Origin of the sequence: Flavobacterium sp. (genome assembly GCF_031381455.1) — a bacterium.
Taxonomy (GTDB): domain Bacteria; phylum Bacteroidota; class Bacteroidia; order Flavobacteriales; family Flavobacteriaceae; genus Flavobacterium.
Genome location: NZ_JANMXZ010000002.1, coordinates 1 through 18,469, shown reverse-complemented (window position 1 = coordinate 18,469; position 18,469 = coordinate 1). Strand labels below are relative to the sequence as shown.

The window sequence follows — 18,469 nt, the reverse complement described above, 5'->3', positions numbered from 1 at the left end:
GGTTTCAACTTCTCATTTTATTTTAAAATAATTCCTTAAATTCGCAGTCTCAATTAATTTAGAAATCATATACAAATGACACGAGCGTTAGCGACTGCATTTTACCAATATTAAAATAACTCGAAAAAATGAAATACGATATTATTGTTTTAGGAAGTGGTCCAGGCGGTTATGTTACTGCTATTCGTGCCTCACAATTAGGCTTTAAAGTAGCCGTAATCGAAAAAGAAAACCTTGGCGGAATTTGTCTGAATTGGGGTTGTATTCCAACCAAAGCGCTTTTAAAATCGGCTCAGGTTTTTGATTACCTAAAACATGCTTCTGATTATGGATTAACCATAAAAGAATTCGACAAAGATTTCTCAGCCGTAGTAAAACGTTCAAGAGACGTTGCCGACGGAATGAGCAAAGGAGTTCAATTCTTAATGAAAAAAAATAAAATTGACGTTATCGATGGTTTTGGAAAACTAAAACCAGGAAAAAAAGTTGATGTTACCGATAAGGACAAAAAAGTTACCGAATATTTAGCTGACCATATCATCATCGCTACTGGTGCGCGTTCACGTGAATTACCAAACTTACCTCAAGATGGTGTAAAAGTAATTGGTTACCGTCAAGCGATGACTTTGCCTACACAGCCAAAGAAAATGATTGTTGTGGGTTCTGGTGCAATTGGAGTTGAATTTGCTCATTTCTATAACGCAATGGGAACAGAAGTTACCGTTGTGGAGTTTATGCCAAATGTGGTTCCAGTGGAAGATGAAGATATCTCAAAACAATTTGAGCGTTCGATGAAAAAATCTGGAATAACTGTGATGACTAATTCTACAGTTGAAAAAATTGACACTTCAGGTAAAGGTGTAAAAGCTTTTGTAAAAACCGCTAAAGGCGAAGAAATTCTGGAAGCTGATATTTTGCTTTCGGCAGTTGGAATCAAAACCAATATCGAAAACATTGGCTTAGAAGAAGTTGGTATTGCAACGGATAAAGATAAAATTTTGGTAAACGCTTATTCTCAAACCAATGTTCCCGGTTATTATGCAATCGGAGATGTAACACCAGGCCAAGCTTTGGCTCACGTTGCTTCGGCAGAAGGAATTAATTGTGTGGAGAAAATTAAAGGTTTGCACGTAGAACCAATCGATTATGGTAATGTACCGGGTTGTACTTATGCAACTCCTGAAATTGCTTCTGTTGGTCTAACCGAAAAACAAGCCAAAGAAAAAGGATACGAATTGAAAATCGGAAAATTCCCATTCTCAGCATCAGGAAAAGCAAAAGCTGCCGGAACACCTGATGGTTTTGTAAAAGTAATTTTTGATGCCAAATATGGCGAATGGTTAGGTTGCCACATGATTGGTGCCGGAGTTACCGATATGATTGCAGAAGCAGTTGTAGCGCGTAAACTGGAGACTACAGGTCACGAAATCCTAAAATCAATCCATCCACATCCAACGATGAGCGAAGCGGTTATGGAAGCTGTAGCTGATGCTTATGGAGAAGTGATTCACTTATAAGATTGTTAGATCGTTAGATTTTTAGATAATTAGAATCCGCTTTTTACTAAAGCGGATTTTTTTGTTAACAAGTATTTCTGTCGAATTCCAATTGATTATCAATATTTTATAAATTTAATAATCAATAACTAACCATTAAATTTATCATTTATGAAAAAAATTCAATTATTAAAAATCGTTTGTGCTTCTTTAATTTTAATATGCATGAGCTGCAAAAAAGCAGAAGAAGCTCCGGGAGAACAAGCAGCTTCTGCAGCCGCTTTTGATTTAGCCGCGGCAAAAACATCAGTTGAAGCCGGTTACGCAGAATTCGAAAAAGCATTTAACGCAAAAGATTCGGTAGCACTTGCCAATTGCTATACTTCTGATGCAAAATTTATGAATCCAAATGGTAAGGCTGTTGTAGGAAGGCCAGCCATTCAAAACACTTTTGGAATGTGGTTTAATGGCGATACATCAACAATAAAATTAAACCTTGTAGACCTTTGGGGTAATGAAACCAATTTGACAGCAGAAAATGCCTGGACAATGTACGACAAGGACGGAAAAGTGTTGGACGACGGAAAATCACTTGAAGTATATAAAATGGAAGACGGAAAATGGAAACTCTACCGTGATTGTTATAATTCTAATATGCCAGCAATGCCTATGAAAAAATAAAAGTTACAATTATTAAGTTATAAAGCCATCAAAATAATTACTCTTTGATGGCTTTATTATTAAACAAATAGGCGAACTGATAAAATATTATATTTCTAGTATGTTGAAAGTGAAGCTTTTTAAAAAATATTTATTTTAATGATTAAAAAAAGAAATGAAATAGTTGTAATTTATAGAATGAAAAGTTACATTTGCAACCGCAAAAAAGTTAAGTTCTTTGAGCATTATTGAAAACCTGGAGAGTTGCCTGAGTGGCCGAAAGGACATGTTTGCTAAACATGCGTATGGGAAACTGTACCAAGGGTTCGAATCCCTTACTCTCCGCTTTTTAATTTTCGGGGTGTAGCGTAGCCCGGTTATCGCGCCTGCTTTGGGAGCAGGAGGCCGCAGGTTCGAATCCTGCCACCCCGACTTTTTATTAGTTTTGTTTTAAAAACTTCTTTGGTTCCATAGCTCAGCTGGATAGAGCAACTGCCTTCTAAGCAGTAGGTCGAAGGTTCGAATCCTTCTGGGATCACAATGTAAACCGTTTCGTTATTTTACGAGACGGTTTTTTTGTTTAAAATAATTAAGTTTCAATTCTTAGGGAAAAGTATTAAGATTTATTGGGCTTTGAATTCCATAATTTGCAATAAAAGATTAGTTTTGCAATACCAATAACAAACAGCATATTATGAGTAAAAAAGTAGTCATCGTTTCAGCAGTTAGAACCCCTATCGGGAGTTTTATGGGGTCGTTGTCAACAGTCCCAGCGACCAAATTAGGAGCCATTGCCATAAAAGGAGCTTTAGATAAAATCAATTTAGATCCAAATTTAGTTGATGAGGTTTTAATGGGAAATGTGGTGCAAGCAGGAAACGGACAAGCACCGGCAAGACAAGCGGCTCTTTATGCAGGATTACCAAATACGGTTGCCTGTACTACTATTAACAAAGTATGTGCCTCCGGAATGAAAGCGGTTATGCAAGGTGCTCAGGCTATTATGGCTGGCGATGCTGAAATTGTTGTTGCTGGCGGAATGGAGAACATGAGTTTGATTCCACACTATGTTCACTTAAGAAATGGTGTGAAATTTGGCCCAACAACCATGGTTGACGGAATGCAGAAAGATGGCTTGACTGATGCTTATGATAATAATGCGATGGGAGTTTCTGCCGACTTATGTGCGTCTGAATATAAAATATCTCGAGAACAGCAAGATGCTTTCGCAATTCAATCCTACGAACGTTCGGCTAAAGCCTGGAGCGATGGAAAATTCAATAATGAAATAGTTCCTATTGAAATTCCGCAAAGTCGTGGTGAACCGATTATCTTTTCTCAAGACGAAGAATATACCAATGTAAAATTGGACAAAATTCCAACACTAAATGCTGTTTTCACTAAAGACGGAACCGTTACAGCGGCTAATGCTTCAACTATAAATGATGGTGCAGCTGCTTTAGTTTTGATGAGTGAGGAAAAAGCACAGTCAATGGGATTAAAACCATTAGCTTATATAAAATCATATGCCGATGCGGCGCAGGAGCCAAAATGGTTTACAACATCGCCAGCAAAAGCATTACCAAAAGCTTTAGATAAAGCTGGAATTTCCCTTTCAGATGTTGATTTTTTTGAATTCAATGAAGCTTTTGCAGTGGTTGGTTTAGCAAATGCTAAAATCTTAGGTCTAGACAATGACAAAGTAAATGTAAATGGTGGCGCAGTTTCTTTAGGTCATCCTCTTGGATGTTCCGGAGCCAGAATCATTGTAACCTTAATTAATGTTTTAGAACAAAATAATGCCAAAGTCGGTGCGGCAGCTATTTGCAATGGCGGCGGTGGTGCTTCAGCAATTGTTATTGAAAGAAAATAAATTTAGGATATGGGAATTGGGATTTAGGATTTGTTTCCTACTTTTAAATTCCTTAATCCAAAATCCTTAATCCTAATTTACATTGATGTTTGCCATTTGTAATCTTGCTATAATTCCTTTACGAGCCGAATCAAGCGACAGAAGCGAAATCGTTTCTCAAGTATTGTTTGGTGAGCATTTCGAAATATTGGAGACACAAAATCAATGGTCAAAAATCAAATTACAGTTTGATGAATATGAAGGCTGGGTCGATTCTAAACAATATCAAACGATTTCTGAAAAGAGTTATAAAAGTTTATCCAAAGACGCAATTATATTAAACTCCGATTTGGTGGAATATGTCACAAATCCGTCAAATGTATTGTTGCCAATTCCATTAGGTTCTTCACTATCGTTTTTAAATCATAGCGAAATCAATATTGAAAATTTTGAGTTTGAAGGTATGAAAACTACTGGTGTCAAACCAAAATCAGATTTGATTACAACCGCCTATATGTATTTGAATGCTCCTTATTTGTGGGGCGGAAAAACACCATTTGGTATAGACTGTTCAGGGTTTACACAAATGGTTTATAAGTTAAATGGGTATTCTCTACTAAGAGATGCTTCGCAACAATCCACGCAAGGCGATGCTTTGAGTTTTATTGAAGAAAGTGAAGCTGGTGATTTAGCTTTTTTTGATAATGAAGAAGGAAAGATAATTCACGTTGGCATTATCATGGAAAACAATTATATCATTCACGCCAGTGGCAAAGTTCGCATTGACCGATTAGATCATTTAGGGATTTATAATGCGGAACAAAATAGACATACACATCGTTTGCGTGTCATCAAAAAAATTATTTAAACCTTCTCGTTCCAAAAAAACGAGACGGTTTTTTATTTATTTTAATAAAAAGTTGAGCCCAACATTTATACTTGAGCGACTATTAGTCAGTGACGAATAGCCTGGTTCTTTATTTATATCTGTAAAACCACCCTGCCCCTCTATTTCAGCAAAGAATTTTAGTTTGTTGGAAATTGGAATTTTAACTCCAATACCAGCAGCTAAACCAAAATCAGTGGTGTTGAAAAACTTTTTCATATCAGCATCAAATTGGGTGTCTTTTGCACTCAATAGAAATCCTAAGTAAGGTCCAAAATTCAGGTACCACTCTTTTTTATTTCCAAAATGCCAATTGGCCATTACAGGAATAGTCAGATAATCTAAATTATAATCTGTTGGATAATATTGTCCGTCATCAAGATTCAGAATTTCACCATTATCCCAACCTTTTTGATCATATATCATTTTTACTTTTAAACTCCAAGTATTGGAAAAGTAATAATCAAGAGAACCTCCAACATTCAATCCCGTACTTGAATCGTATGAATACTGGCTATCGGAAACAGATGAGTTATTAAATCCAATATTAACTCCAAATTCTACATCGCCTTTCTTTTGAGCCGAAAGGTTTGACGATATTCCGAATGCAATAAGTGCAAGTAAAATGGTTTTTTTCATGACACTGATTTTTTTGTTTATTCAAAAATAGGCGTTTTTTCAATGAATTAGGTTTCTATTTAAATTTCTTTTAACGTAGAAACCAAATAATCTATTTCTTCTTTGGTGTTGTAATGACTGAATGAAATACGCAAACTTGGTTTTTTTAACTCATCCTCGTAAAGCATTTCGGCCAACACATGTGATGGTTTAATACTTCCGCTTTGACATGCGCTTCCGCGAGAAACTGCTATGCCTTTCATATCCAAATTAAATAAAATCATAGCTGTTTTTTCGGGAGTAAAAGGCAATAAAACATTCAAAATATTGTAAAATGTATTGCTCCCATTTATAATAACATCGGGAAAGGAAGCTTGTAATTTTTGGAAACAATACACTTTCAATTCAGAAATTTGTCTTCTTTCCTCATTCAAATGCTCATAAGAAAGTTCAAGTGCTTTTGCCATTCCGGCGATTTGATGGACTGATTCAGTTCCGGCACGCCAGCCTTTTTCTTGTTCGCCACCAAACAACATTGGTTGTAAAACCAAATTTTTACGAACAAAAGCAAAACCAACACCTTTTGGTCCATGAAATTTATGGGCACTAGCAACTAAAAAATCAACGGCTAATTCTTTTATATTCAATTCTGTTTTCCCAATAGATTGAACTGTGTCGCAATGAAACAATGCTTTCTTTTGGTGACACATCGCTCCTATCTTTTCAATATCATTGACAACTCCAGTTTCATTATTTACGTGCATCAACGAAACTATTGTTTTAGTATCAATGGAAAGCAAGGTCGAAAATTGGTCATAATCTAAAATTCCATCGTGAGAAACTTTTACAAATTCAACTTCGAGACCAAATTCTTCTTGCAAAGCCTGAACGGTATACAAAGTTGCATGATGTTCCACTTTTGAGGTAATTATTCGCTTAACGCCAAAGTCTTTTACAGCACTTCTTAAAATCCAATTTGTGGCTTCGGTAGCTGTGGAAGTAAAAATGATTTCCTGCGCATTGCAATACAAATATTTTGCAATTTTTTTTCTCGAAGTTTCAATAATGGCTTTAGCACTTCTGCCAATACTGTGTGTTGACGAAGGATTTCCATACTCTGACTGCATAACTTTTACCATTTCATCAATAACTTCTTGACGAATTGGTGTGGTTGCTGCGTTATCGAGGTATATTTTTTTCATTTTACTTTGTACAGTTCGTCTCGTATTTAGGACGATACTCGAGTTGCAAATATAAAAGTACTGTTCTTAATTAAATGATAAAAGGCAAAATTTAATAGTATAAAAAACTTATTTTTGCTTAAAAATTATACTATTCCGATGAAAAGAATTTTATGTATGCTCTCATTGTTACTGATTATTACCGCTTGTGACGATGGAAATTTAACTGTTGATGTTATCGATTTTTCTGAAGTAACTGCCCAAAAATGCAGTGCTAAAGATGTGATTTATAAAGTTAAAGATGGTGAAATGCTTTTTATTGAAATTCCGGCTTCTACTTTTACAGCTGATGAAACGCTTGATGGCGCACCGATAGAAGTTTCTATAAATTCAACCAATAAAGTGACTTACAGAAAATATGATGGTGATGTAAGTCAATTAAATATTTGTCCAACAGTTCCTGATGCGACACCAAATTTAAAGGAAGAATGGAATGCAACTGCCGGTACAATTCAAATCACTTCTACTGCAGTTAAGTCGACTAACGCTACCGACAATTCTACCCGAATTACTGGCTATACTTATAATATTGTATTTAAAGATATAACCTTTGAAAAACCAACTGGACCTCAAAGATATCAAACTTTCGTCTTCGGAAACTATGCAACTACAGTAAGTCCTTTAGCATTTGGCTTTAATCATGAAGTTGATAAAAGTGCTTGTAGTACAAAAATTTATGATTTTAGCGGTGGAGAGGTTTTTACTTTAGATCTTGCTGATTATACTGCATTGTTTACACATGATACAGCAACTCCAAGAACTAGATTGATTAGCGCTACTAATAAATTATCCTACCGATTATATTCTGGTACAATAACCGATGCCTATTTCTGCGCTACGACAATTCCTTCTACTCCAACTCTAACACAACAATGGGATGCGATAGATGGAATTGACACTGTAAGCGGAATAATTGAAGTAACTACAACAACCCTTACTTCATCTACTTATCTTCATACTATTCGTTTGAAAAAAGTCACTTTGAAGAAAGGAAATAGTGAGTTTTCTTTAGGAGATGATTATCTTTTTGGAACTTTGATAACCCCTTAATTTACTAAAATTATCATGCCAACTGACTGTATTAGCTATCAAAAATCAGGATATTTTACTAAATTAATTGTAGATTATTTAGATGAAAAGCCCGAATTGAAATCGCTGCACAATCGTTTTCCAACCATAGAAAACTTTAAAGGTCAACTGGATGAAAAGGCACAAAACTATCCCGAAGAAAATAGAAAAAGCTTGGTTTCTGCTCTAGAAAATCAATATAAAGGTTTTCAAATTTCAGAGTTTACTAAAGCTAATATTTCACTTTTATCCAATACAAAAACGTTTACCATTACAACTGGTCATCAACTGAATTTGTTCACCGGGCCTTTATATTTTTTGTACAAAATTGTTTCCACAATTAACCTTTGCACTACCTTAAAAAGAGAATATCCTACTTATGATTTTGTTCCGATTTATTGGATGGCGACTGAAGATCATGATTTTGAAGAAATAAATCATTTCAACTATAAAAATGCAAAAATCAACTGGAACACCGAAAGTCATGGTCCGGTTGGACGACTTTCGACAGAAGGATTAAACAACGTTTTAAATGTCTTTGCTTCCGAATTAGGAATTGGTGAAAACGCAACTTATTTAAAAGAACTTTTCGAAAAAAGTTATCTAAAACATAACAATCTTGCTGATGCCACACGATTTTTGGCAAACGAATTATTTGGCGATAAAGGCTTAGTTATTCTTGATGGTGATGATAAAAGCTTAAAACAATTATTCCTTCCTTTTGTCAAAAATGAATTATCAAATAGAATGTCTTTCCAAAAAGTTACCGAAAGCAATTCATTACTTCAGGCTTCCTATGACATTCAGGTAAATCCGAGAGAAATCAATCTGTTTTATATTGAAGATAATCTCAGAGAGCGAATAGTTTTTGAAAATAATCTGTTTAAAGTTAATACAACCAAACTTGCTTTTTCAGAAAAAGAAATTCTAGAATTGGTAGAAAACCAACCTGAAAAATTTAGCCCAAATGTTATTCTTCGTCCATTATATGAAGAAATAGTTTTGCCCAATTTGTGTTACATTGGTGGTGGTGGAGAAATTGCCTATTGGCTACAATTGCAATCTACTTTTGAAATGAACAAGGTAACTTTTCCAATACTTTTAGTGCGTAATTCTGTTTTGTTAGCAACGGAAAAACAAATTAAAAAAGCAGATAAATTAAACCTTTCTTGGGCGGATTTATTTAATAATCAGCAAGAGTTGTTTACCCAAAAAACAAAAGAATTTTCAAAATTCAACTTAGATTTCTCAGAGCAAAAAGAACATTTAAAACAGCAGTTTGAAAAGCTAATTCTAATTGCTAATGAAACCGACAAATCTTTCATTGGTGCTGTGAAAGCGCAACAAACCAAACAAATAAAAGGGCTGGAAAATCTGGAGAAACGTTTGCTGAAGGCCGAAAAAAGAGTTTATGCTGAAAAACTGGAACAAATAATTTTGCTTCAGAATGAGCTATTCCCAAATCAAGGATTGCAGGAACGAAAAGCAAATTTCTCAGAGTTTTATTTGGATGTAAATGGTAAACTCCTAGAAAAATTGTTTCAGGAATTAAAACCATTAGAGCCGAATTTTACAATAATTACTCTTTAATTCAGTAAAGTTTTCAACACGAAAACGTTAGAGTGATTTCCAAATTTTTATAATCTATTATCATAGTTTACATTGGCTAAAAAAATTTAAATCAATTCGTTATGAAAAAACAATTACTTCTTATTCTTATTTTATTTTTATCATTATATTCTAATTCACAAATCATTTCAATTGTAGGAACTGGAGTTAATGGTTATCCTCCAAATTTAATCGGTTCAGAAATTATTTTATCAACTACAGATAACATCACTTACACCAAAACAAATTTATTATTGTCAGATGGTGAAGTTAAATTTAGAGAAAATTATGATTGGACAAATAATTGGGGCGGAACTACTTTTCCAAGTGGTCAAGGAATTTTAAATGTTTTTGGTTCTGGCATTCCAACTCAAGCTGGGATTTATGATGTAACTTTTAATAGAAGTAATGGCACTTATACTTTTATTGGAACTCCATTTCCTAAAATTGGAATTTGGGGTCCTGCTGTAAACTCTCAATTAGGATATGCTGCACCTGATGTTGATATGGTTACTACCGATGGAATAAATTACACATTATCTGGATTTTATTTTAGTAGTGGAAATGCCTATTTCAGACAAGATAATACAACCAGCAATGTTTGGGGAAGTACTATTTTTCCTAGTGGAACGTCTGTTTTAAATGGCCCATCTTTATTTATTCCTGGTAATGAATGGTTTGTTACTTTCAACAGAATAACTGGTGAATACAGTTTCACTTATCCTAGTATTGGTATTTTAGGAACTGCATTAAATGGCTATTTGGCTATTGATACAGATTTAACAACCACTGATGGATTTAGTTATTCAATTTCTAATTTAGTGCTAACAACAGGTACAGTTAAATTTAGGAAAGATAATCTGTGGACGTCTAATTGGGGTTCAACAGGCTTTCCTACGGGACAAGGAACACAAAATGGTGCAGAGATACCAATAAATACAGCAGGTACTTATAATATTACATTTGAAAAATCTAATGGAAATTATTCGTTTAGTAATATCTTATCAAACCCGGAAAATTCGATTTCGAAAGTAAAAATCTATCCTAATCCAACTAACACTATTTGGAATCTGTCACATACAGAAACTATTGACAGCGTTGAACTTTTTGATGTGACTGGTAAAACAATTCAACGTTTTGAGCCAAATACTTCTCAATTCGAATTAGATGGAAGCACATTAAGTCAAGGCGTTTATTTTGTGAAAATTAAATCAGGATTAGATTTTGCCGTGCAAAAAATTATCAAGAATTGATAGTCGTTCTATTTTTAATAATGGTATAAAAAGTTTACTTTTGCACCGAAATTAAAAATAAAAACAAAAAAATGGCAACGAATAGAACATTTACAATGATTAAGCCTGATGGTGTTGAAAACGGACACATAGGTGGAATTTTAAATATGATTACTGAAGGTGGTTTCAGAATTGTAGCAATGAAATTAACGCAATTAACAGTAGCTGATGCAAAAGCATTTTACGCTGTTCACGCTGAAAGACCTTTCTACGGAGAATTAGTAGAATTCATGACACGTGGACCAATCGTAGCGGCAATCTTGGAAAAAGACAATGCTGTTGAAGATTTCAGAACGCTAATCGGAGCTACAAACCCAGCTCAAGCTGCTGAAGGAACTATCCGTAAAAAATATGCAACATCTGTTGGTGAAAATGCTGTTCACGGTTCAGATAGCGATGAAAATGCAGCTATCGAAGGTGCTTTCCACTTTGCAGGAAGAGAGCAGTTTTAATTCAGAACTGATATATTATATAAAATCCCATTTCTTTCGAAATGGGATTTTTTGTTTTAATTTAAGTAATCATTTTATTTCCGTAATGATTAGCTTTATAGTAGTAGATCCAATATTTCTAGCCATATGGGTTACTGCAGGAATAAAAACAACATCTCCCGATTTGACATCCATAGTTACTGCCTCTTTGCCTTTGTCGGTGATTTCAATTTTACCATCGCTCAAAGCATAAATAACATGATTAGGATGTGTATGCCACGGAATGACTTCTTTTGGGGCCATTTCAAATTGTAATACTCTGACATTATCATTTTCTAAAAGTACTTTTTTGTAATTTTTTGGAGCTGTTTTCACAGGATCTTGTGCATAAATATGAACAGATGTAAGCAAAAGAAAAGCTGTGAATAAAGGCAGTATTTTTTTAATTATTGTTTTCATTATTTCTTTTTATTAAAAGGGTTATCTCTCATAAAGAAAATTGATTGCCTATGAGAGTGAATATTTTTAAAAGTAAAATCTGCTTTTATGGCTTTTTGGTAAGTCCTTATTTTTGAGCAGTAAGATAAGTTTAGTATCTGAAGAAATTCAAAACCTGCATACCGAAATCGCGGCAGCTTAACCATCAAAATGAGTTGTATTTATTAGTACAACATTACAATTCCAAATACAAAAAGGTGTATTATGTCAGAAATGGAGCTGATTGTTAATGAAAGCACTAATTTACAAAATATTTATACACACCTTATAAAAAAGACCCGAAATATTCGGGTCTTTAGTTTTATTGTAAACTTGCTAAACTTTGTTCTATTGTTGCAATCTTTGCCAACGCATCGGCTTCTTTTTTGCGTTCTATTTCCAGCACTTTTTCGGGAGCACCGCCAACAAACTTCTCGTTAGATAACTTGCCTTGTACACTGCGTAAAAAGCCTTGTGTGTATTTTAGCTCTTCAGTTAGTTTAGCAATCTCAGCGGCAATATCAATATTCCCTGAAACCGGGATGAAGTATTCGTTAGATTTTACTCTATATGTCAATGCACCATCAACTTTATCAGTAACATATTCTAGTAAAGCGATGTTACCAAGCTTAATGATAACACTGTCAAAATAAGTCGAAACCTTTTCGTTGTTTACCACTTTTAAATCGATAGCATCTTTCATCGCGATGTTTTTCTCTTTACGAATGGTTCTCAAACCAGCAATCACTTCGGAAGTAAATTCGAAATCAGCGATTAACTTTTCGTTAAACGAAGTCATCTTAGGATATTCTGCTATTATTAAGGCTTGTTCCGGAGTTCTATCAGCAATATACTGCCATATTTCTTCCGTTAAGAATGGCATAAAAGGATGCAATAATTTCAAATTAGATTCCAACATTTCAATGGCTTTGTTGAATGTCGCTCTATCTATTGGCTGTTGGTAAGCCGGTTTTATCATTTCCAAAAACCAGGAACAGAAGTCATCCCAAACCAATTTGTAAATCGCCATCAACGCATCAGACAATCTGTATTTTTCGAAATGGTCTTCAATTTCTACTAAGGTTTGTTGCAGTTTTGATTCGTACCATTCAATAGCCACTTTAGAGCTTTCAGGTTGTTCGATATCAGCAACTTCCCAACCTTTGATTAATCGGAAAGCATTCCAAATTTTGTTGGCAAATGCTTTTCCGTTGTTACACAATTCTTCATCAAACATAATGTCATTTCCTGCAGAAGCGCTTAAAAGCAATCCAACACGAACACCATCGGCACCAAATTTTTCAATCAGTTCCAAAGGTTCAGGAGAATTTCCTAAGGATTTTGACATTTTTCGACGTTGTTTATCACGTACCAAACCTGTTAGATACACATTCGTAAATGGTTTTTGACCAGTATATTCATAACCTGCGATAATCATACGGGCAACCCAAAAGAATAAAATATCCGGACCTGTAACCAAATCATTTGTTGGATAATAGTATTTGAAATCTTCGTTTTCCGGTTCCATGATGCCACCAAAAACAGCCATTGGCCAAAGCCATGAAGAGAACCAAGTGTCTAAAGCATCAGCGTCTTGGCGTAAGTCAGAAGTACGTAGTTGGAAGTTAGAAGTTTTTTCTTGAGCTAGTTTTAAAGCATCATCGATATTCTCAGCAACCACAAAATCTTCTTTTCCGTCGCCATAGAAATAGGCCGGAATTTGTTGTCCCCACCACAATTGACGCGATATATTCCAGTCGCGGATATTTTCTAACCAATGACGATACGTATTATCAAAACGAGAAGGATATAATTTGATTTCTTTGGTTTCTAAAACCGCTTTTATAGCAGGTTTTACCAATTCTTCCATACTCAAAAACCATTGGTCAGATAAGCGAGGTTCGATTACCGCTTTGGTTCTTTCCGAAGTTCCAACTTTGTTTAAATAGTTTTCTGTTTTGGCTAAAGCACCTGTAACTTCCAATTCTTTTGCTATTTCTTCACGAACCACAAATCGGTCTTTCCCTTGGTAATGCAATCCGAAACTGTTCAAAGACGCATCTTCGTTGAAGATATCTATGATTTCAAGATTGTGTTTTTCGCCCAATGTTTTATCGTTCATATCATGCGCAGGCGTAACTTTTAAGCAACCTGTTCCGAATTCAACGTCAACATAGTCATCTTCTATGATTGGCACTATTCTATTACAGATTGGCACTATCGCTTTTTTGCCTTTAAGATGTTTGAAACGTTCGTCATTTGGGTTGATACAAACTGCGGTATCTCCAAAAATAGTTTCCGGACGCGTCGTTGCAACTGTTAAGAAGTCTGAACTTCCTTCGATTTGATATTTTAAAAAGTATAATTTCCCATGTCTTTCTTCAAAGATTACTTCTTCGTCAGACAACGTTGTTTTAGCTTCCGGATCCCAATTTACCATTCGGTATCCGCGATAGATATAGCCTTTGTTGTATAAATCTACGAACGAACGAATTACAGATGCTGACATATCAGGATCCATTGTGAATTTGGTTCTGTCCCAATCGCAGGAGCAACCTAATTGTTTTAGCTGTTCTAAGATAGTTCCGCCGTATTTATCTGTCCAGGCATAAGCATGTACCAGAAATTCTTCACGAGTTAAATCGTTTTTGTTGATGCCTTCGCTTTTCAACTTTGCTACCACTTTAGCTTCCGTTGCAATAGAAGCGTGATCTGTTCCCGGAACCCAACAAGCGTTGAACCCTTTTAATCGCGCACGTCGAATTAAAACATCCTGAATAGTGTTGTTTAACATATGTCCCATGTGCAAAACTCCGGTCACGTTTGGAGGTGGAATGGTAATGGTATATGGTTTTCTATGGTCGGGTTTTGAATGAAAATAGTTGTTTTTCATCCAGTAATCATACCATTTTTTTTCTACTGCTGCAGCGTTAAATTGTGCGGGAATCGACATATTTGGTTATTCGTTAATTTATTCCGCTGCGCTCCATACAATTCGGCTGCGCCTCGGGTCGGTTATTTGTTTACAAAAATTCAAAAAGCATTTCTTCTAGCCCCGATAGAAGCAACTACCTTGTAGTGCGAATAGCGGGAAAATAGATAACTGATAAATCACAAGCCATCCGCTCCTAAACCTTCTGGCATGCCTTTTGTAAACTGCACTGCAAAAGTAATTAATAAAGACTTTAGAAAAAATTAAGAATTAAATTTTTGTGTATTAATTTAAACGAAGTATTTTTACTAACCAAATAACACATTTGAACCAATGAAAAAATATATACTTATTGCTGTTGTCCTTATGAATGCTGTAGTTTTTGCGCAAAAAGGTCCAAAAATTGAGTTTGCAGCTAAAGACAACACCATTGACTATGGAACGGTGAATAAAGAAGATGACAGCGGTCTTCGTACTTTTGAGTTTACCAATACTGGAGATGAACCTTTGATTATTACGAATGTACAATCGACTTGTGGTTGTACGGTTCCATCAAAACCGACAGAACCGATTGCTCCCGGAAAAACAGGGAAAATTGATGTAAAATATAACATGCACACCGGACCAATCAGAAAAACGATTACGGTAGAAAGTAATGCCGTGAATGTAGAAGAAGGCCGAGTTGCTATAAAAATTAAAGGAGAAGTTATAGAAAAACCTATAGTGAATCTCTTGGAAAAAAAGAAAACTAGTCCGATGATGCAATGAAAAAAGTCCCGATTAAAATCGGGACTTTTTTTATATAATGTTTTTGAGTTGGAATTTAAATATAAAGGTTTTACCAGCTCTTTCGACTTCTATTTCGATTATTTTTCCTTCTTCTGATTTGAGAAGTTCATTTATCATTTCGATGGTTAACCAGTGAGCTGTTTGACGATTTATCTTGAGAATTCTATCCCCAACTTTTAGCCCTACTTTTTCGGCTTCGGAATCTACTCTAACACTTGCTATCTTAAAAACAGGTTTTAGTGTAAAATGAATCTTTAAGCTGCTTTGAAATTTATCCAAAGTATTATCAGTATATATCTTTATACCACCACTTGTTCTCTCATCTTCAGCTTCCTTAACCCATTCTAGACCGACATGCTCTACTTCTATTCCACTCATATTAAAATTAAATGGATCGCTTATCCTTTTACTTGGCTTGATATAGATTGCATTATTTAAATAATCAAACACTATGGTAAACCGTGAAAGAATTTCACTTCCCAGAGAACCAACTCTATTTGGAACAAAATTCACACTTTTTAAAGAAGTCGAATCGGGAAAAGTTATCAAAGGATTGTAGAATGTTTTATTGCCGAATTCAAAGCTACTTATTCGAGCTCTTTTGCCATAAACATTCCCGCTAAATCCTCTGCCAAGATAATCTTGAATGTTTTTTTTTGGCAATTTAATTTTATCCGTTTTATTTAAAAAAACCCAAACGGCATCACTATTACCTGTATCTACTAATAATTTTGAAGGAATTGTTTGATTACCGTTTTTAATGTTTGAAATGCAATAGGGCTTTTTATCCTCAATTGTTATTGAATCTTTAACAAATTTTTTTTGAAGTCTACTAGTGATTTTTTTGTGATTATGATTATAAACAATAATCTTCTTTCTGTCATAATCTATTTCAACAATATGCTTTTTGAAAAAATTGGAACCAATAATGCCGTTTACCGGAATTCCAACATGAGAAGAAAAATTAAACTCTTGGTCAAGAACAACATAAATTTCATGATTATTATCGACGAAGTCTTTTATTTCAACTTTGTTTCTGGATGATTTATAGGAATCAATGGCATCTTTACTCCCTAATCCTCTTAATTTTAATTTCTCTACTTCAAATAATTTGACTTCTTCTTTATCATCCAAACTAAAAAGTATCGTTTGCTCAACACCTGTGTCTACTAAAAATGTCAACTCTTCGCCATTTATAGTAACCGGAATAAAAATTAGATTGTTAATAAGTTTGAAAGGGATAACAACTTTATTTTTTATATTGTTTATCTGAAATTCAGATTGGCTAAAACCAGAAACAGAAAAGAATAGAAAAAATAATAGCAGTTTTAAACGCATTACGAATGATTTTTTATAAAAATAAAAAATAATTCTCTGACAATTGTGATTTTAACAAATTATATATAAGCCTATGAATTGTATACCTCTAAAAAAAATCGCAAATTTGCAACACATATAAAATAGTCATGCCAAAAATATCATTGAAAGGTCAAAAAATGCCTGAGTCGCCAATCAGAAAATTGGTTCCTTACGCAGAAATTGCTAAAAAGAAAGGCCATAAAGTTTATCATTTAAACATTGGTCAACCTGATATTAAAACGCCGGATGTGGCACTGAATGCAGTGAAGAATGCCGATATAAAAGTTCTAGAATATAGTCATTCGGCTGGTTTTGAAAGTTACAGAACTAAACTTTCTGCCTATTATAAATCGCACGGATTGCCTATTGATGTTGCTGATATAATCATCACAACTGGCGGTTCTGAAGCCTTGTTATTTGCTATGGGAAGCACTATGGATACTGATGACGAGATTATTATCCCCGAACCTTTTTATGCTAATTACAATGGTTTTTCAACAGCTTCCGGAGTAAAAGTTGTACCTGTTATTTCTACTATTGATGATGGTTTTGCTTTGCCTCCAATAGCTGCCTTTGAAAAATTAATTACACCAAAAACAAAAGCCATATTAATTTGCAATCCCGGAAATCCAACAGGTTATTTATATTCAAAAGAAGAAATTTTGCAATTAGCTGAAATCGTTAAAAAGCACGATTTATTTCTAATTGCCGATGAAGTTTACAGGGAATTTATCTACGACGAAAACGACAAACATTTTTCTGTAATGAATGTTCCTGGTTTAGAAGAAAATGCGATTATGATCGATTCTGTTTCCAAAAGATACAGCATGTGTGGTGCTCGAATTGGATGTATTGTTTCTAAAAACAAAGAAGTAATGGCAACGGCTATGAAATTTGCTCAAGCAAGATTGAGTCCGCCAACCTATGCACAAATTGCAAGTGAAGCAGCTTTAGATACTCCACAAAGTTATTTTGATGATGTAATTGAGGAATACAAAGAAAGAAGAGACATCTTAATTACCGAATTGCAAAAAATTGAAGGCGTAAAAGTAGCAACACCAAAAGGGGCATTTTATTGCATTGCACAATTACCGGTTAAAAATGCTGACAATTTTGCCCAATGGCTTTTAGAGTCTTATGATAATAATAAAGAAACTGTAATGGTTGCCCCAGCGGCTGGTTTTTATTCTACACCAAACGTTGGTTTAAATGAAGTCCGAATTGCTTATGTCCTTAAAAAAGATGATTTGATTCGTTCTGTTGCTATTCTTAAAGATGCTTTAGAAGCTTATAATAAAAAATAATTTCTTAAATTATAGTATTAAAAATTCTGTCTTTTTATTGAAACGAGACGGGATTTTTCTTTTAGGAGCAGCACTTCTAACATCACTACAACTCTCCTCCCGCTATCCGTTTCAATCTTTTTTATCGTTTTGTCATACTGAGCTAGTCGAAGTACAAAACGATAAAAAAGGATTTCCACTATTATCGGGGCTATAATCGCCTATTTCTTTCTATCACATAAAAAAGCCCTCTCGTCTCATAAACTAGAGGACTTTCTATTTAAATTACCTATCGCTTCATCGCAAAGTGGGCCTTAAATTGTTTCATTACGCCGCCTTCTGCAAAATCAACCGTAAACCAGTAATCATCCGATGGTAATAGATGACCGTTATACGTTCCATCCCAACCATTGCCTGTTGGACTGATTTGTTTCAACAGTTTGCCATAACGGTCAAAGATGAAGATTTTTGCGGGTT

At 34.6% G+C, this 18,469-nt stretch carries 16 protein-coding genes and 3 tRNA genes; 13 read left to right on the top strand and 6 right to left on the bottom strand.

Features of this window, described 5'->3' with window-relative positions; translation table 11 throughout:
- The first annotated feature begins 128 nt into the window (after positions 1-128).
- The 7 genes from lpdA (at position 129) to RMN97_RS00145 (ending at position 4,876) form a co-directional block, all read left to right on the top strand.
- Positions 129-1,517, top strand: a complete 1,389-nt coding sequence (gene lpdA / locus RMN97_RS00175; protein WP_309612498.1) for a dihydrolipoyl dehydrogenase — start codon at positions 129-131, stop codon at positions 1,515-1,517.
- Positions 1,518-1,667: 150 nt separating this feature from the next.
- Complete coding sequence (locus tag RMN97_RS00170; protein WP_309612497.1) at positions 1,668-2,177, top strand: SgcJ/EcaC family oxidoreductase; 510 nt, start codon at positions 1,668-1,670, stop codon at positions 2,175-2,177.
- A gap of 237 nt (positions 2,178-2,414) precedes the next feature.
- Positions 2,415-2,501: transfer RNA gene (locus RMN97_RS00165), tRNA-Ser, on the top strand.
- A 12-nt stretch (positions 2,502-2,513) separates the two neighbouring features.
- Positions 2,514-2,588 (top strand) — tRNA-Pro (locus tag RMN97_RS00160).
- 32 nt (positions 2,589-2,620) lie between these two features.
- Positions 2,621-2,694: transfer RNA gene (locus RMN97_RS00155), tRNA-Arg, on the top strand.
- Between the two features lie 156 nt (positions 2,695-2,850).
- On the top strand, positions 2,851-4,029 hold the full coding sequence (locus RMN97_RS00150) for an acetyl-CoA C-acyltransferase (RefSeq protein ID WP_309612496.1): 1,179 nt from the start codon (positions 2,851-2,853) through the stop codon (positions 4,027-4,029).
- A gap of 85 nt (positions 4,030-4,114) precedes the next feature.
- Positions 4,115-4,876 (top strand): C40 family peptidase, encoded by a 762-nt coding sequence (locus RMN97_RS00145; protein WP_309612495.1) that lies wholly within the window; start codon positions 4,115-4,117, stop codon positions 4,874-4,876.
- A gap of 36 nt (positions 4,877-4,912) precedes the next feature.
- Here RMN97_RS00145 and RMN97_RS00140 read toward each other — a convergent pair whose 3' ends face one another.
- Together RMN97_RS00140 and RMN97_RS00135 are read right to left on the bottom strand one after the other, a co-directional pair.
- On the bottom strand, positions 4,913-5,533 hold the full coding sequence (locus tag RMN97_RS00140) for a porin family protein (RefSeq protein ID WP_309612494.1): 621 nt from the start codon (positions 5,531-5,533) through the stop codon (positions 4,913-4,915).
- A 59-nt stretch (positions 5,534-5,592) separates the two neighbouring features.
- Complete coding sequence (locus RMN97_RS00135) at positions 5,593-6,714, bottom strand: cysteine desulfurase family protein (RefSeq protein WP_309612493.1); 1,122 nt, start codon at positions 6,712-6,714, stop codon at positions 5,593-5,595.
- 138 nt (positions 6,715-6,852) lie between these two features.
- Here RMN97_RS00135 and RMN97_RS00130 point away from each other — a divergent pair, with 138 nt between their 5' ends.
- The 4 genes from RMN97_RS00130 to RMN97_RS00115 all read left to right on the top strand — a co-directional run bounded on the left by RMN97_RS00130 (position 6,853) and on the right by RMN97_RS00115 (position 11,173).
- Entirely contained in the window at positions 6,853-7,803 is a 951-nt protein-coding gene (locus RMN97_RS00130; RefSeq protein ID WP_309612492.1) for a hypothetical protein, read from the top strand.
- A 15-nt stretch (positions 7,804-7,818) separates the two neighbouring features.
- Positions 7,819-9,411: a bacillithiol biosynthesis cysteine-adding enzyme BshC gene (gene bshC / locus RMN97_RS00125; protein WP_309612491.1), complete on the top strand. Its 1,593-nt coding sequence runs from the start codon at positions 7,819-7,821 to the stop codon at positions 9,409-9,411.
- Positions 9,412-9,512: 101 nt separating this feature from the next.
- On the top strand, positions 9,513-10,682 hold the full coding sequence (locus RMN97_RS00120; protein ID WP_309612490.1) for a T9SS type A sorting domain-containing protein: 1,170 nt from the start codon (positions 9,513-9,515) through the stop codon (positions 10,680-10,682).
- Positions 10,683-10,753: 71 nt separating this feature from the next.
- A complete protein-coding gene (locus tag RMN97_RS00115; protein ID WP_136152374.1) occupies positions 10,754-11,173 on the top strand; it encodes a nucleoside-diphosphate kinase in 420 nt (139 codons plus the stop codon).
- A 69-nt stretch (positions 11,174-11,242) separates the two neighbouring features.
- Here the strand turns inward: RMN97_RS00115 and RMN97_RS00110 are convergent, their stop codons facing one another.
- A complete protein-coding gene (locus RMN97_RS00110) occupies positions 11,243-11,611 on the bottom strand; it encodes a cupin domain-containing protein (protein WP_309612489.1) in 369 nt (122 codons plus the stop codon).
- Between the two features lie 340 nt (positions 11,612-11,951).
- The gene (locus RMN97_RS00105; RefSeq protein WP_309612488.1) at positions 11,952-14,582 is read right to left on the bottom strand and encodes a valine--tRNA ligase; all 2,631 of its coding nucleotides are present in this window, start codon (positions 14,580-14,582) and stop codon (positions 11,952-11,954) included.
- A gap of 312 nt (positions 14,583-14,894) precedes the next feature.
- Between RMN97_RS00105 and RMN97_RS00100 the strand changes: the two genes are divergently transcribed.
- Entirely contained in the window at positions 14,895-15,329 is a 435-nt protein-coding gene (locus RMN97_RS00100) for a DUF1573 domain-containing protein (RefSeq protein WP_309612487.1), read from the top strand.
- Between the two features lie 30 nt (positions 15,330-15,359).
- Here the strand turns inward: RMN97_RS00100 and RMN97_RS00095 are convergent, their stop codons facing one another.
- The gene (locus RMN97_RS00095) at positions 15,360-16,688 is read right to left on the bottom strand and encodes an aspartyl protease family protein (RefSeq protein WP_309612486.1); all 1,329 of its coding nucleotides are present in this window, start codon (positions 16,686-16,688) and stop codon (positions 15,360-15,362) included.
- Between the two features lie 128 nt (positions 16,689-16,816).
- Between RMN97_RS00095 and RMN97_RS00090 the strand changes: the two genes are divergently transcribed.
- A complete protein-coding gene (locus tag RMN97_RS00090; protein WP_309612485.1) occupies positions 16,817-18,013 on the top strand; it encodes a pyridoxal phosphate-dependent aminotransferase in 1,197 nt (398 codons plus the stop codon).
- Positions 18,014-18,281: 268 nt separating this feature from the next.
- On the opposite strand, the gene RMN97_RS00085 is transcribed toward RMN97_RS00090, so the two are convergent.
- Positions 18,282-18,469 (bottom strand): T9SS type B sorting domain-containing protein (locus tag RMN97_RS00085; protein ID WP_309612484.1); only part of this gene is annotated, 188 nt, incomplete at its 5' end.